At 71.7% G+C, this 15335-nt stretch carries 14 protein-coding genes; 11 read left to right on the forward strand and 3 right to left on the reverse strand.

Going from position 1 to position 15335, the window contains the following annotated elements:
- Positions 1 to 13: 13 nt before the first annotated feature.
- The 6 genes from ACZ470_RS08480 to ACZ470_RS08505 all read left to right on the forward strand — a co-directional run bounded on the left by ACZ470_RS08480 (position 14) and on the right by ACZ470_RS08505 (position 6130).
- Positions 14 to 646: a DUF6875 domain-containing protein gene (locus tag ACZ470_RS08480; RefSeq protein WP_468425641.1), complete on the forward strand. Its 633-nt coding sequence runs from the start codon at positions 14 to 16 to the stop codon at positions 644 to 646.
- A 4-nt stretch (positions 647 to 650) separates the two neighbouring features.
- The gene (locus tag ACZ470_RS08485) at positions 651 to 1544 is read left to right on the forward strand and encodes an alpha/beta hydrolase (RefSeq protein ID WP_468425643.1); all 894 of its coding nucleotides are present in this window, start codon (positions 651 to 653) and stop codon (positions 1542 to 1544) included.
- Positions 1541 to 2383, forward strand: a complete 843-nt coding sequence (locus tag ACZ470_RS08490; protein ID WP_468425645.1) for a tryptophan 2,3-dioxygenase — start codon at positions 1541 to 1543, stop codon at positions 2381 to 2383. The genes ACZ470_RS08485 and ACZ470_RS08490 overlap by 4 nt, the downstream gene beginning before the upstream one ends.
- Before the next feature lie 72 nt (positions 2384 to 2455).
- Entirely contained in the window at positions 2456 to 3718 is a 1263-nt protein-coding gene (locus tag ACZ470_RS08495; protein ID WP_468425647.1) for a kynureninase, read from the forward strand.
- 52 nt (positions 3719 to 3770) lie between these two features.
- Entirely contained in the window at positions 3771 to 4811 is a 1041-nt protein-coding gene (gene acmL, locus ACZ470_RS08500) for a 3-hydroxy-D-kynurenine methyltransferase AcmL (protein WP_468425648.1), read from the forward strand.
- Positions 4812 to 4837: 26 nt separating this feature from the next.
- On the forward strand, positions 4838 to 6130 hold the full coding sequence (locus ACZ470_RS08505; RefSeq protein ID WP_468425649.1) for a cytochrome P450 family protein: 1293 nt from the start codon (positions 4838 to 4840) through the stop codon (positions 6128 to 6130).
- Between the two features lie 76 nt (positions 6131 to 6206).
- Here ACZ470_RS08505 and ACZ470_RS08510 read toward each other — a convergent pair whose 3' ends face one another.
- The 3 genes from ACZ470_RS08510 to ACZ470_RS08520 form a co-directional block, all read right to left on the reverse strand.
- Positions 6207 to 6413, reverse strand: coding sequence for a ferredoxin (locus ACZ470_RS08510; RefSeq protein WP_468425651.1), 207 nt, complete (start codon positions 6411 to 6413; stop codon positions 6207 to 6209).
- 31 nt (positions 6414 to 6444) lie between these two features.
- Positions 6445 to 7092, reverse strand: a complete 648-nt coding sequence (locus ACZ470_RS08515) for an LmbU family transcriptional regulator (RefSeq protein WP_468425652.1) — start codon at positions 7090 to 7092, stop codon at positions 6445 to 6447.
- A gap of 223 nt (positions 7093 to 7315) precedes the next feature.
- On the reverse strand, positions 7316 to 8158 hold the full coding sequence (locus tag ACZ470_RS08520) for a TetR/AcrR family transcriptional regulator (protein ID WP_468425654.1): 843 nt from the start codon (positions 8156 to 8158) through the stop codon (positions 7316 to 7318).
- 115 nt (positions 8159 to 8273) lie between these two features.
- Between ACZ470_RS08520 and ACZ470_RS08525 the strand changes: the two genes are divergently transcribed.
- The 5 genes from ACZ470_RS08525 to ACZ470_RS08545 all read left to right on the forward strand — a co-directional run bounded on the left by ACZ470_RS08525 (position 8274) and on the right by ACZ470_RS08545 (position 15288).
- Positions 8274 to 9158, forward strand: coding sequence for a siderophore-interacting protein (locus ACZ470_RS08525; RefSeq protein ID WP_468425656.1), 885 nt, complete (start codon positions 8274 to 8276; stop codon positions 9156 to 9158).
- Positions 9159 to 9240: 82 nt separating this feature from the next.
- Entirely contained in the window at positions 9241 to 10224 is a 984-nt protein-coding gene (locus ACZ470_RS08530; protein WP_468425658.1) for an ATP-binding cassette domain-containing protein, read from the forward strand.
- Positions 10214 to 10981 carry an ABC transporter permease gene (locus ACZ470_RS08535; protein WP_468425660.1) on the forward strand — a complete coding sequence of 256 codons (768 nt, stop codon included), beginning with the start codon at positions 10214 to 10216 and terminating at the stop codon, positions 10979 to 10981. The genes ACZ470_RS08530 and ACZ470_RS08535 overlap by 11 nt, the downstream gene beginning before the upstream one ends.
- 85 nt (positions 10982 to 11066) lie before the next feature.
- Positions 11067 to 13337, forward strand: coding sequence for an ATP-binding cassette domain-containing protein (locus ACZ470_RS08540; protein ID WP_468425662.1), 2271 nt, complete (start codon positions 11067 to 11069; stop codon positions 13335 to 13337).
- Positions 13338 to 13461: 124 nt separating this feature from the next.
- A complete protein-coding gene (locus ACZ470_RS08545) occupies positions 13462 to 15288 on the forward strand; it encodes a gamma-glutamyltransferase family protein (protein WP_468425664.1) in 1827 nt (608 codons plus the stop codon).
- Positions 15289 to 15335 lie beyond the last annotated feature (47 nt).

Genomic DNA, 15335 nt, shown 5'->3' on the forward strand with positions numbered 1-15335 from the left:
AGGACTGACACTGATGCTGACCGACGTGCTCTCCGTCGACGTGGCCAAGGCCCTGGCCGCCGTGGACGAATGGCTGATCGAGTACATCCGCCGACCGCACGGCGAACTCGGACGCACCGGCCCGGTGTGCCCGTTCGTCGAACCCGCCCAGCGTGCCGGCGCGCTGGAGATCCGCGTCCGACTGGTCGGCCCCACCCCGAGCCAGACCCTGATCGACGAGATCGTCCGCTGCGGCCTCGACGAGTTCAGCGAGGTCGACTGGAAGTCCGGCAACCCGAATCTGCGCTCGCTGCTGCTGGTCCTGCCGGACCTGCCCCCCGAGCACCTGCACCTGTTGGACGCGGCGCACACCGCGCTGAAGCCGGAGAGCGTGCGGCGGGGGTTGATGATCGCGCAGTTCCACGAGAAGTGCGAGGAGAAGGCCGCGCGCAATCCGGCGTTCGAGGTGAGCCACGCACCGGTGCCGATGATGGCGGTACGGTCGATGGCGATCCACGACGTGCTGTTCCTGGCCGGCCGGCGGGAGTGGTTCGAGGAGTACGCGAGCCGTTTCGGAGCCCGCTACCGCGGCGGGTCGCACGGCATCGACCCGGTGCTGACCGAGGTGTACGAGCGGGCCCGAGCCGCCTACGCTCCGGGGAGCTGAGCGCATGCGCGACGCACCGCCGGCCGGAGCCGCCGTGTACCGGGGCATGGACCGGGCCACGCTGGACCGGCAGTACTCGCCGAGTTCCCGCGTGGCGAGCCTGGACGCCTACCTGCGCGAGTACGAGCGGCTGAGCGAGGCCGCCCGCCGGGCCCACCCGGTGCGGACCTCCCTCGCCTACGGCCCGCACCCGGCGGAGAGGCTCGACTACTTCCCCGGACCGGGAGCCGGGCGGGCGCCGCTGCTGGTGTTCGTGCACGGCGGGAACTGGCAGGCACTCGGCCGCGCCGAATCGGCCTTCCCGGTGCCGCCGTTGCTGGCCGCCGGCGCGGCGGTCGCGGTGATCGAGTACGGGCTGGCGCCGGACGTCGGCCTGGACGCCATGGCGGGCATGGTACGCCGGGCCGTGGACTGGCTGCTGCGGCACGCGGACGGGCTCGGGTTCGCCCCCGACCGCCTCCATCTGTGCGGCACCTCGGCCGGTGCGCACCTTGCCGCCATGGCCCTGCTGCCCGAAGCGTCGGCCGGCCCGGACCTGTCCGGCCGGATCGCCGGGGCGGTGCTGCTCAGCGGCATGTACGACCTGGAGCCGGTCCGCCTGTCCTACGTCAACGACGCGCTGCGGCTGGACGAGGCCGCGGCCCGCCGCAACAGCCCGATCCTCCGACTGCCGGCCCGGCTGCCCGAGACGGTGGTCGCCCGCGGCGGGAACGAGACCGAGGAGTACGTCCGCCAGCACGACCGGATGGTGACGGCGCTGCGCCCCCGCGCAGCGGTGACGGAGGTCGTCGCCGGCCGGCGCGACCACTTCGACCTCCCCTACGACCTGGGCGTGCCGGGCACCGGGCTGGGCGACGCGGTCCTGGCGCAGATGGGACTGGAAGGAACGACCGCATGACCACCGAGCAGACCACCCGGAGCCCCGCGTGCCCGCTGTCCGCCGGATCCCCGTCGGACACCACCCCGTACGCCCACTACGCGCGGATGGACGAGCTGCTGGCGTTGCAGCATCCGCTCAGCTCGGCCCGTACCGAGCCGGGGTTCATCATCATGAGCCAGGTCAAGGAGCTGCTGTTCAAGCTGCTGCACACCGAATTCAGCACGGCGCGCGACCAGTTGGCGGACGACCTGCTCGACGACGCGCTGTGGACGCTGCGCCGCGCCGCGCGGGTGCAGCAGGTGCTGCTGGTCTCGTGGGAGACGTTCTCCGTGCTGTCCCCGGTGGAGTTCGCCGAGTTCCGGGACGTCCTGGGGTCGGCCTCCGGCTTCCAGTCGGCCGGCTACCGGCGCCTGGAGTTCCTGCTCGGCAACAAGAACCCCGCGATGGCCGCGCCACACCGGAACACGGCGGGCTACGACGCGGTGGTCGGCCAGCTGCACGAGCCGAGCCTGTACGACGCCGCGCTCGCGCTGCTCGCGCGCCGCGGGCTGCTCACGCCGGACGACTCCACGGACCGGGACGTCACCCGGCCGTACCGCGGCGGCGCGGAGGTCGAGGAGGCCTGGCGGTCGGTCTACCGGGACCCCGTGGGCCATCGCGACCTGCATCTGCTCGCCGAGGCGCTGATGGACACCGCCGACCAGTTCGCGCGCTGGCGCTACACCCACCTGGTGACCGTGCAGCGGATGCTGGGCGCCAAGCCCGGGACCGGCGGCACCGAGGGCGTGGCCTGGCTCGCCCGGATCAGTGAGCACCGCTTCTTCCCGGAACTGTGGTCGGTGCGCTCCACGCTCTGACCGGGCGCCCATGGCCCCCCGCGGACGGCGGGGACACGCGGACACGGACGACACGAGACAGAAGGAGGGCCGATGATGAGCGGGATCCCGCGCACGGTGGCCGAGGAACTGGACGCGTCCGATCCGCTCGCCGCGTTCCGCGAGCGGTTCGTCATCGCCGATCCGGAGCTGATCTACCTGGACGGCAACTCGCTGGGCCCGCTGCCCGCGGCCACGCCGGAGGTGCTGCGGGAGGTGGTCGAGGAGGGCTGGGGCGGGGGACTGGTGCGGTCGTGGCAGGGCTGGATCGACTGGGGCGCCCGGCTCGGCGACCGCGTCGCCGAGCACGTACTCGGCGCCGCACCCGGCGAGGTGGTGATCTCCGACTCCACGTCGGTCAACCTCTACAAGCTGGCCGCCGCCGCCCTGGACGCGGCACCGGGGCGCGGCACCGTCCTGATGGACGCCGAGGACTTCCCCACCAACCGGTACATCGTCCAGGGCCTGGCCGAACAGCGCGGTCTGCGGCTGGTGCGGCTGCCGTCCGACCTCGACGGCGGCCTCGACCTCGACGCGCTGCGCTCGGCACTGAACGGTGACGTCGCGCTGGTGGTGCTGTCCCTGGTGTCCTACCGGAGCGGCGCGCTGCTGGACATGGCGCAGGTGAACGACCTGGCCCACGCGGTCGGCGCGCGGGTGGTGTGGGACGTGTCGCACGCCGCCGGAGCCGTCCCCGTCGACCTGGCCGGCACCGGTGCCGAACTCGCCGTCGGCTGCACCTACAAGTACCTCAACGGCGGCCCGGGTTCACCCGCCTTCCTCTATGTGCGGCGCGACCTTCAGTCCCGGCTGCGGCAGCCGGTGTGGGGCTGGTACGGGCAGCGCGGGCAGTTCGAGATGGGGCCCGACTACGACCCGGTGCCGGGCATCGAGCGGTTCCTGGTGAGCACCCCGCCGCTGGTGTCGCTGGCGGCGATCGATCCCGCCCTCGCCCTGGTCGAGGAGGCCGGCCTGGCACGGATCCGGGCCAAGGGACTGCGGCTGGGCCGGCTGGCCGACGATCTGGCGGACGCCTGGCTCACTCCGCTGGACTTCCGGCCCGCCTCGCCCCGCCCGCCGGAGCGGCGCGGTTCGCATCTGTCCCTGTACCACCCCGACGCCTGGCGGATCTGCCAGGCGCTGGCCGCGGAAGCGAAGGTCGTCTGCGACTACCGGGTCCCGGACCGGCTGCGTATCGGTCTGTCCCCCCTGGTCACCCGGTTCACCGACGTCTGGGACGCGTTGGCCCGTGTGCGCGACGTCGTCGCCGAGGGCGCCCACGCCTCCCGGCCCGCCGGCCTCGCCCGGGTGACCTGACCTCAGCTTCCCCGCACACCACCCTCTCCACCTCAGCCGATTCGGAGTGCCCATGGCTCACGCATCCCCGCTCACCACCGACGGACTGGTACAGATCCTGTTCGGCTCCTCCGCCTTCCAGATGCTCCGCGCGGGCAGCGAGCTGGGCCTGTTCACCCTGTTGCACCGGCGACCGGGCCTGACCCCGCCGGAGATCGGCCGGGAACTCGACCTGGAGGAGCGGCCGGTGCAGATCCTGCTGCTCGGCACCACCGCCCTCGGACTGACAGGCCGTCAGGGCGACGGCTACGAGAACGCCGACGTGCTGAACGGTCTCTTCGCGGAGGGCACCTGGGAGATCATCGAGGATCTCGTCGAGTACGAGGAGCGGATCGTCCGGCCCGCCGAGGTGGACTTCATCGCGTCGCTGCGCGAGAACACCAACGTCGGCCTGCGACGGATCAAGGGCACGGGGGAGGACCTCTACCACCGGCTGTCCGCGGACCCCGAGCTCGAGCGGTTGTTCTACCGCTGCATGCGGTCCTGGTCCCGGCTGTCCAACCCCGTGCTGGTCGAGAAGGCCGACCTCACCGGAGTGCGGCGCGTGCTCGACGTGGGCGGCGGCGACGGCGTCAACGCCATCGCCCTCGCGCAGGCCAACCCCGGCGTGGAGTTCACCGTCCTGGACCTGCCCGGCACGGTGGAGATCGCCCGCAAGAAGATCGCCGAGCACGGCCTGTCCGACCGGATCTCCGTGCGAGCCGCGGACATCTTCGCCGACACCTACCCGAGGGGCCACGACTGTGTGCTCTTCGCCAACCAGCTCGTGATCTGGTCGCCGCAGGAGAACATACGGCTGCTGCGCAAGGCGCACGCGGCGCTGCCGGACGGCGGGCGGGTGCTGGTGTTCAACGCCATGTCCGACGACAGCGGGGACGGCCCGCTGTACGCGGCCCTGGACAACGTGTACTTCGCGACGCTGCCGGCTGCCAGTAGCACGATCTACCGGTGGGGCCAGTACGAGGAGTGGTTCGCCGCGGCCGGGTTCGTGAAGCCCGAGCGGCTGCCCGGCGGCCGGTGGACGCCGCACGGCGTGATCAGCGCGGTCAAGTGACGCCCCGGCGAGTACCGGAGCCGACCATGTCCTCCACGTTCCAGGACAGCCCGCCGGCCGGCGGGGGAGCGGCCTGCCCCGCCGGCCCGCACATGATGGACCCCGACCTCCTCGCTGACCCCTTCGGCGGTTACGGCCGGCTGCGCGAACAGGGCCCGGTCGTCCGCGGCCGGTTCGTGGACGGCACTCCGGTGTGGTTCGTGACCCGCTACGACGACGTCCGCGCCGTGCTGCGCGACCCACGGTTCGTCAACACCCCTTCCCACGTGCCCGGCGCACAGGGCGCGGATCCGCGTGAGGGGATGATGGAACTGCTCAAGGTCCCCGAGCACCTACGGGCCTACCTGCTCGGATCCATCCTGGACAGCGACCCGCCGGACCATCCGCGGCTGCGCCGCCTGGTGACCCGGGCGTTCACGGCCCGCCGTATCCTCGATCTGCGTCCCGCCATCGAACAGATCGCCGACCGGCTGCTCGCCGAACTGCCCCACCGGGCGCGGGACGGAACGGTGGACCTGCTGGAGCACTACGCCTACCCCCTGTCGATCACGGTGATCTGCCGGCTCGTCGGGATCCCCGCGGCCGACCTCGAACGGTGGCGGGAGTGGGGCGGGGACCTTGTGTCGATGCGGCCCGAACGCCTGCGGCACTCCTTTCCCGTGATGATCGACTACTGCCATCGACTGATGGAGCAGCGTCGCGCCGCGCTCAGGGACGATCTGCTGAGCGAGCTGATCCGGGCACAGGACGACGACGGCGGACGGCTCAGCGACACCGAGACGGTCACCATGGTGGTCACCCTGGTGCTGGCCGGCCATGAGACGAGCACGCATCTGATCGGCAACGGCACCGCGGCCCTGCTCACCCATCCCGACCAGCTGGCGCGGCTCAGGGAGAACCCGGCACTGCTCCCGAGGGCGGTGCACGAGCTGATGCGCTGGTGCGGCTCGGTGCAGGTGGCCCGACTGCGCTACGCCGTCGAGGACCTGGAGCTGGCCGGCACGCGCATCGCCCGCGGTGACGCGGTCCAACCGGTGCTGGTCTCCGCCAACTTCGACCCGCGGCACTACACCGACCCGGACCGGCTGCATCTGACACGTCAGCCGGACGGGCAGGCCGAGAACCATGTGGGCTTCGGCCACGGCATCCACTACTGCCTGGGTGCGACGCTGGCCCGGCAGGAGGGCGAGGTGGCGCTCGCACGGCTGCTGGCCCGCTACCCGGACCTCGCGCTCGCCGACGGCGATCCGGAGCACGACCGTGCCCGGCTGCCCGGCAGTTGGCGGCTGAACGCGTTGCGCCTGCGGCTCGGAGCGTGATCCGACCGCAGCACTGAGGGCTCCACGGTCTGCATCGTGGAGCCCTCAGCCCTGGGGGGTGGCGGGAGTCGTGCCGTCAGGCGTCAGGTGGGTCGTTCCCCACGGCGATGGCCTGGACGGGGCAGGACAGCGCGGCCTGGGTGACCTGCCGCGGGGTCGCCGTCCGCGCCCCGTCGGGTACGAGCGCGGCGTACCCGTCGTCGTCCTGGGCGAACACGGTGGGTGCCGTCAGGGTGCACTGCCCGGACCCGATACAGGTGCGGTGGTCGATGTGGATCTCCATGGGCGGCCGTCTCCGGTGGTCGGGCGGGGCGTCAATGACCGAGCTCGTGCGCGGTGGCACGGTCGAGCGTCAGCAGGACCCACTCCTCGAAGTCCCGGTCTCCCCTAGATGCGGCCTCCTGCCAGCGCCGGACACGGTCACAGGGGGCGCTGATCCGGAGCTGGCTGGCCCGTGCGGGTCCGGCCGGTCGGTCTCCACTGCGGCTCTCCCGCAGCCGCAGTCGGAGCTGGTTCCGTGACCAGCCGTGCTGCTCCGCCTGGTCGAGCCAGGTGTCGGCCTCCGCCGGCGGCAGGGAGGCGACCTCGGCGTGGTGGCCGAAACTCAGCGCCTCGCGCCGACGCCAGAGCTCGAAGTGGCGTGCCACCCACGCGTAGTTGCGCAGCGTCTGGTAGTCGAGTCCCGCGGCCTTCACTCCGGTCTGGTAGCGGTCGGCGTAGCGGTCCTGGCCGTAGACGAGCCAGTCGCCCAGGCACCAGGCGGAGGAGTCGGCGATCTGGAAGATGTGCTGCCCGGCCCTCTCCCATCGGTCGTACGTGAGGCTGGTCGGTATCTTGAGGCCGACCCGGGTGGTGAAGATTCGTTCCTGCTCGCCCGGCCTGCGAGGGCGGGACGCCTCGGTCGCTCGGCGGCCGACTGGCAATTGACGGTCACTCCGGTCGTACTTTGCGATGTGCTGCACCGGCTTTCTCCTGAAATCGGGGCATGATGCATCTCGCACCATTCATCGCGCCCTCGAGCCATCAAGGGCGCAAGCTCAAAAAACGGTAGTCACCGTCCGAGATACCGTCAATGAACATTTCCGGCCGCGGATGGCCGGGGGTGCCTCCGGCTTCTGTGCCGACCGCTCCGGGAGTGCGGCACGTGCCGAATCGTGGGGGCCCGCCCGGGCCCGCACGACCCCGTCAGAGGGTGTCGGCCGAGGCGTGGAGCGTGCCGTCGGAGTCCGTCCGCACCGCCGCCCCGACGCCGTCGAGGATCAGGTCCAGGCCCACCCGGAACGCCTCCCTCGCCTCCTGCTCCATCTGTGACGCGGCGCCACCCGCCTCCGCCTCGGTCATGGCGGCGAGACTCGCGGTCGCCTCCAGGGCCGCGAGGGCGGGGAAGCGTTCGGTGAAGTCCGGCGCGAACTCCGCCATCAGCGCGGACCGCTGCGCCCACCACTCCTCGTCCGGCACCCCGGTCTCCGGCGCCGCCTGCCGGTGTTCCGTCGCGACCAGGGCCATACCCCGCACGAACTGGAACAACACCGCGATGACCCGTCTGAGGTGCAGGGGTTCCAGGCCGATTCCGCCCAGGATCCGCACCACCGTCTCCAGTCGCGCGTACTCGTTCGGCCCGAGTACGGGACGGGCCTGCGAGACCTGGAGCACCCAGGGGTGGCGCAGATAGAACGCCCAGGCGTCGTCGGCCCAGGCGGTGATCGCCGGGCGCCATCCCCCGCTCGTGTCGTACTCCGTGGGCAGTTCGGCCAGCACCCGGTCGTGCATGAGGTCGACCAGTTCGCTCTTGCTCGGCACGTAGGTGTAGAGCGCCATGGCGGTCCGCCCGAGCCGGGTCCCGACCGCCCGCATGGACAGGGCCGCCATTCCCTGTTCGTCCGCCACCGCGACGCCCGCTGCCACGATCGTGTCCACGTCGAGTCCGGGTTTGGGACCGGGTTTGGGAGCGGGCCCACCCGATTCAGCCGATCGCCAGAGCAGGGACATGGACCGGCGGGCATCGCCCTGTCCGGCGAAAACAACCACCTTGCGACTCCTTACTGCATAAAGTAACCTCACCGGCGCATCTCTTTACGCTGTAAAGATACCAGCTGGGCGGTCGACCGCCCTGGTATCCCCGTACGTTCGTGGAAGGTTTTCGATGGCAGAGCTCCCCGTCACGTTCATCCAGGTCACCGACATCACACGCATCACCCCGCGGATGGCCCGCGTGACGTTCGAGGCCGACCACCTCGACGACTCCGTCGGCCTGACCCCCGACCAGCAGCTCAAGCTCTGCTTCCCCCGGCCCGGCCAGGCGCGCCCCGTGCTGCCGGAGCAGAGCGACGACGCGACGGGCTGGTACCAGGCGTTTCTGGCCATTCCGGAGGACGAGCGGCCCTGGATGCGCAGCTTCACCCTCCGCCGGCGCGTACCCGGGACGAACACCGTCGAGGTCGACTTCGTCCTGCACGGCGACAACGGCCCGGCCAGTGCCTGGGCCGGCGCCGCCCGCCCGGGCGACCGGCTCGGCATGGTCGGCCCCTCCGCGCTCTACGCCGGACCGGTCTCCCTGACGGACTCGATCACCTCCGCCGACTGGCTGCTGCTCGCCGGCGACGAGACGGCACTGCCCGCCATCGGCACCCTGCTGGAGGCCCTGCCCGAGCGGACCCGCGCCCAGGTCTACATCGAGGTCGCCGAACGCGCCGAACAGCAGACCTTCCGGACGGCGGGCGACGTCACCCTGCACTGGCTGCACCGCGACGGAACCCAGGCCGGCCGCAGCGAAGCCCTGATCGACGCCGTCCGCGGCGCCGAGTTCCCGCCCGGGCGCCCCTTCGCCTGGCTGGCCGGCGAGGCAGGCGTCGTCCGGACCCTGCGACGCCACCTGGTCAACGACCGGGGGATCGACAAGCGCGCGATCGACTTCAGCGGCTACTGGCGCGTCAAGCTCACCCAGGACGACGCCCCGACCGCCGAGGACATGGCCGAGGCACAGGAGCGCCTCGCCGAGTACCAGGCGGCGGCCGATGGCGAGTCCTGACGAGCCGCGCGCCGGAGCCGGCATCCCGGCCGGGCGGCGCCGCGAGCCGGCCGGACGACTGCCGGGCCGAGAGAAGGATTTCATGCTCACAGTACGAGGGCTCGCCCGCCGGTTCACCGTGCGCGGCCAGAGTGTCGAAGCGGTCAAGGGAATCGACTTCGACGTGGCGCCCGGGGAGGTGGTCGGGTTCCTCGGCCCCAACGGAGCGGGCAAGACCACGACCTTACGGATGCTCACGACCCTGCTGCGCCCCACCGGCGGAACCGGAACCGTGGCCGGCTGCGACCTGCTGACGGACCCCCAGGGCGTCCGGCGGAGGATCGGCTGCGTCCACCAGGGCGGCGCCACCTGGCCCGAGTCCAGGGTCGCCGAGGAGATCGAACTCCAGGCCCGGCTCTACGGCCTGTCCCGGTCCGAGGCCAGACGGCGCGGGGACCTGCTCGCCGAGCGGCTCGACCTCGCCGGCCTGGACCAGCGCCCCGTCAAGACGCTCTCCGGCGGTCAGCGCCGCCGGCTCGACATCGCTCTCGGACTGGTCCACGAACCGACGCTGGTCTTCCTCGACGAGCCCACCACCGGGCTCGATCCGCAGAGCCGGGCCAACCTCTGGGAGCACGTCCGCCGTCTGCGCTCCGAGCAGGGCACGACCGTCTTCCTCACCACGCACTACCTCGACGAGGCGGACGCGCTGTGCGACCGGATCCTCGTCACCGACCACGGCACGATCGTCGCCGAGGGAACCCCTGACGCACTCAAGGCCCGCGTCGCCGGCGACGCGATCACCATCGAAGTGACCGACCGGGTCGCGGAGGCGGCCGACGTCGCCGGGCGGCTGACCGGCGCGACCGAGGTGAGCGTCGACGGCGACACGGTGCGCTTCCGGGTGCCCCGCGGCGACGCCGCCCTGCCGGAACTGCTGCGCGCCCTCGACGGCCGGGGGATCACCATGGCCTCGGTCAAGGTCAACCGGCCCACCCTCGACGACGTGTTCCTCAGCCTGACCGGACGCTCCCTGCGGGACGGCGACCCCGCGCCGGAGGCCAGGGAGGCCGCCCATGCTGCGTGACACCCAGCTGATCTTCGTGCGGGACATGAAGCTCGCGCTGCGCAGCCCGACCTGGCTGCTCATCGGGATCATGCAGCCGCTCCTGTACCTGTTCCTCTTCGGACCCCTCATGGTGTCCGTGGTCGACCACACCCCGGGTTTCCCGCCCGGCGGCGCCTGGGAGGTCCTCACCCCGGCCCTCATCGTCCAGACGGCACTGTTCAGCGGCTCCTTCGCCGGGGTGGGACTGCTCACCGAGTACCGGGTCGGCGTCGTCGACCGCTTCCGCGGCACACCCGCGAGCAGGGCCGCCCTGCTGTTCGGCAAGGTCCTGGCCCAGGCCGTGCAGGCCACCGCGCAGTCCGTACTGATCGTGCTGGTGACGCTGCTCGTCTTCGACCTCGACGCCTCACTGACCGGGCTGCTGCTCAGCCTGGCCATCGCCGCGGTCCTGGCCATCACGCTGTCCTCGGGGTCGTACGCGCTGGCGATGATCCTCAAGAGCGAGGCCGCGTTCCCCGCGCTGATGAACGCCGTGCTCCTGCCGCTTCTGCTGCTGTCCGGGGTGCTGCTGCCGGTCTCCGAGCAACTGGCGCCCGGCTGGCTGTACAACCTGGCCCGGATCAACCCCCTGACCCACGTGGTCGACGCCGAACGCGCGGCCTTCCGGGGGGACATGAGCGCCACGGCGCTGCTGACCGGCTCCCTCGTGCTGCTGGTCATGGCCCTCCTCGCCCTGCTGTGGGGCACGCGGACCTTCCGCAAGGAGAACGCCTGACGGCACCGCCCGCGGGCCCACCCGAGACCGGGCTCCCCCTTACACCCCCGGAGGGGGAGCCCACCCGCACCACCTAGGAGCACACGTGAGGACCGACGCCATCGAGGTGACCGGTGCCAGGGAGAACAACCTCAAGAACGTCTCACTCCGGATCCCGAGACAGCGACTGACCGTCTTCACCGGTGTCTCCGGCTCCGGCAAGTCGTCCCTGGTGTTCGACACCCTCGCGGCCGAGGCCCAGCGGCAGCTCAACGAGACCTTCAGCGCCTTCGTCCGGACCTTCCTGCCCGATCACGGGCGGCCGGACATGGACGCCGTCGAGAACATCTCCGCGGCCGTCGTCATCGACCAGAAACGCCTGGGCGGCAACCCGCGCTCCACCGTCGGCACGGTCACCGACATCAACCCGCTGCTGCGTCTGCTGTTCTCCCGGGCCGGCGATCCCGCGGGCCTGCCACCGAGCGCGTTCTCCTTCAACGACCCCCAGGGCATGTGCCCCACCTGCGAGGGCCTCGGCACGACCGTCCGCCTCGACCTCGACGCGTTCCTCGACCCCACCAGGTCCCTGAACCAGGGCGCGCTGCTGCACCCGGACTTCTCCACCGACAGCTGGTACTGGCTGAGCTATGTGGAGTCCGGCCTGTTCGACAACGACAAGCCGCTGGCCGACTTCACCGAGCGGGAGTGGCGACTGCTGCTGCACGGCGAACTGCCGGACAGGATCCGCCTCCTCTGGCAGGGCAACACCCTCAACGTCCGTTACGAGGGCATCGTCGACAAGTTCACCCGGCTCTACGTCAAGAAGGAGGACATGTCCGAGCGCGGCCGCCGGGTGTTCCAGCGGTTCGCCCGCACCGCCTCCTGCCCCGACTGCGACGGCACCCGCCTCGCGCCCGCCGCGCTGGCCACCCGGATCGGCGGCCACCACATCGCGGACCTCACCGCGATGGAGACCCAGCACCTCGCACACCTCCTGGCGGAGCTGGACCTGCCGCGGGTGAAACCGGTCCTGGACGACCTGACCGTCCGTCTGCACCACCTGGTCGACATCGGACTCGGCTACCTGAGCCTGGACCGGGAGACCCGCACGCTCTCGGGCGGCGAGTCCCAGCGGATCAAGATGGTCCGGCATCTGTCCAGCAGTCTCACCGAGATGCTGTACGTGTTCGACGAGCCGAGCGTCGGCCTGCACCCCCGGGACGTGCACCGGCTCAAGCAACTCCTCGTCGCCTTGCGGGACAAGGGCAACACGGTGCTCGTGGTCGAGCACGACCCCGACGTCATGGCCATCGCCGACCACGTGGTCGACATGGGCCCGAAAGCCGGGACGCTCGGCGGCGAAGTGGTCTTCGAGGGCAGCTTCGACGCACTCACCCGTGCCGACACCCTCACCGGGCGCCACCTCCGGCACCGACTGCCTCTCAGGACCGAACCCCGGCGCGCCACCGGGACGCTCACCGTCACCGACGCGACGAGCCACAACCTCAAGAACGTGACGGTAGGCTTCCCCACCGGCGTCCTGACGGTCGTCACCGGCGTGGCCGGATCGGGCAAGAGCACGCTGGTCAACGACGAGTTCCTCAGCCGGTACCCCGACGCGATCGTCATCGACCAGTCGGCGGTGACCACCAGCCGGCGCTCCAACACCGCCACCTACACGGGCCTGATGGACCCGATCCGCAAACTGTTCGCCAACGCCAACAACGTCAGCGCCTCCCTGTTCAGCGCCAACTCCAAGGGCGCATGCCCCAACTGCCAGGGGCTCGGCGTCCTCTACACCGACCTGGCGTTCATGGACACACTGAAGTCGGTGTGCGAGGTCTGCCGAGGCCGCCGCTTCTCCGAGGACGTCCTCGGCCACCGCCTGCGGGGCAGGTCCATCAGCGACGTCCTGGAGATGACGACGGCCGAGGCGGCGGACTTCTTCACGGAGCCCAAACTCCGCCCCGTCCTGCACGCCCTGAACGAGGTGGGGCTGGACTACCTTCGCCTCGGCCAGCCGCTCAGCACCCTGTCCGGCGGCGAGTGCCAGCGCCTCAAGCTCGCGGCCGACCTGCACCGCGTCGCAAGCGTCTACGTCATGGACGAACCCACCACGGGTCTGCACATGTCGGATGTCCACCGCCTCCTCGGCATCATCGAGCGCCTCGTCGACCAGGGCAACACCGTCATCGTCATCGAGCACAACCTCGACGTCGTCAGGAGCGCCGACTGGATCATCGACCTCGGCCCCGAAGGGGGCAGCGGCGGCGGACGAATCCTGTTCGAAGGAACTCCGGCCGGTCTTCTGAAGACCACCGACTCCCACACCGCCGCGCACCTCCGACAGGACCTCTCGCACGCGGGTCGCGTCTGATCATCGGGGATCGATAGCCTTCCGGGGGAGCGGGAGGAGGAGGCCGCCGGCGCATACTCCCCGGCCCCGTCCGGAGTGCCCGTCAGCCGGGCCGCGACAGGTAGACAGCAAGGTGAGAGGCCCTATGTTCACGACCCGCCCCACCCTCCAGGGCACCTTCGGCATGGTGTCCTCCACCCACTGGCTGGCCTCGCAGTCGGCGATGGCCGTGCTGGAGGACGGCGGCAACGCCTACGACGCCGCCGTGGCCGGGGCGTTCGTGCTGCACGTCGTCGAGCCGCACCTCAACGGCCCCGCCGGCGAGGTCCCGATCCTGCTCGCGCCGGCCGGCGGGGAGGTACGGGTGCTGTGCGGGCAGGGCGTCGCCCCCGCCGGGGCGACCGTCGCCCACTACAAGGCGCTCGGCCTGGACCTCGTCCCCGGCACCGGCCCCCTCGCCGCGGCCGTCCCCGGCGCCTTCGACGCCTGGATGCTGCTGCTGCGCGACCACGGCACCAAGACCCTCGCGGACGTCCTCAAGTACGCCATCGGGTACGCCGAGAACGGGCACCCGCCGGTCGAGCGCGTCGGAGAGACCGTCGAGACCGTGCGCGAGCTGTTCGAGACGGAGTGGACCACCTCGGCCGAGGTGTACCTGCCCGGCGGCCGGGCACCGCGCCCCGGGGAGCCGTTCCGGAACCCCGCCCTCGCCGCCACCTGGAAGCGGCTGCTCGCCGAGGTCGCCGGGGCCGGGGACCGGGAGGCGCAGATGGACGCCGCGCGGGAGGTGTGGCGGACCGGGTTCATCGCCGAGGCCCTGGTCCGGCAGGCCGGGCGTCCCACCATGGACACCAGCGGCGAGCGCCACACCGGCACCCTGACGGCCGCCGACCTCGCCGGCTGGTCCGCCACCTACGAGACCCCGGTGACGTACGACTGGAACGGCTGGACCCTGTGCAAGGCTGGCCCCTGGAGCCAGGGCCCGGTGCTGCTCCAGCAACTCGCGCTGCTCCCGCCGGAACTGCCCCGCTACGGCTCCGCCGACTACGTGCACCTGCTGATCGAGGGCTGCAAGCTCGCCATGGCCGACCGCGAGGCCTGGTACGGGGACGCGGCCGAGGTGCCGCTCGACGACCTGCTGTCGGCCGAGTACAACGCCGAACGGCGGACCAGGATCGGTCCCCGCGCCTCCCACGACCTGCGGCCCGGCAGCCCCGGCGGGCGCACCCCCCGGCTGAGCGCCCACGCGCGCGTGGCGGCCACCGAGCCGCCCGGGTTCAGCCCGATGGGCGTCGGCGAACCGACGGTGGCCAAGAGCCCCACGTCCCCCGTGCCCGGCGAACCCGACGTCTCCGCCGACGGCGGCACCCGCGGCGACACCTGTCACCTGGACATCGTCGACCGCTGGGGCAACATGATCGCAGCCACCCCCAGCGGCGGCTGGCTCCAGTCCAACCCGGTCGTGCCCGAACTCGGCTTCCCGCTCGGCACCCGGCTCCAGATGACCTGGCTGGAGGAGGGCCTGCCCAACACCCTCACCCCCGGCCGCCGCCCCCGCACCACCCTCACCCCCTCCATCGCCCTGCGCGACGGGGTGCCCGTCATGGCGTTCGGCACGCCCGGCGGGGACCAGCAGGACCAGTGGCAGCTGCACTTCCTCCTCGCGGTCGCCCTGCGCGGGAAGGTACGCGGCGGGTACGACCTCCAGGGCGCCGTCGACGCCCCCAACTGGCACAACGACAGCTTCCCCGGCTCCTTCTACCCGCGCGGCATGCGCCCCGGCAGCGTCACCGTCGAGTCCCGCACGGACCCTGCGGTGGTCACGGAGCTGCGGCGCCGCGGCCACGAGGTGACGGTCGGCGACGCCTGGTCGGAGGGCCGGCTCTGCGCGGTCGCCAGGGACCCGGCCACCGGCGTCCTCTCCGCGGCGGCCAACCCGCGCGGCATGCAGGGCTACGCGGTGGGCCGCTGAGCCCACACGGCCAGGGGTCGGCACCTCATTTTCATCCCGATTCCACC

It is taken from the genome of Streptomyces sp. NPDC031111 (assembly GCF_055570675.1).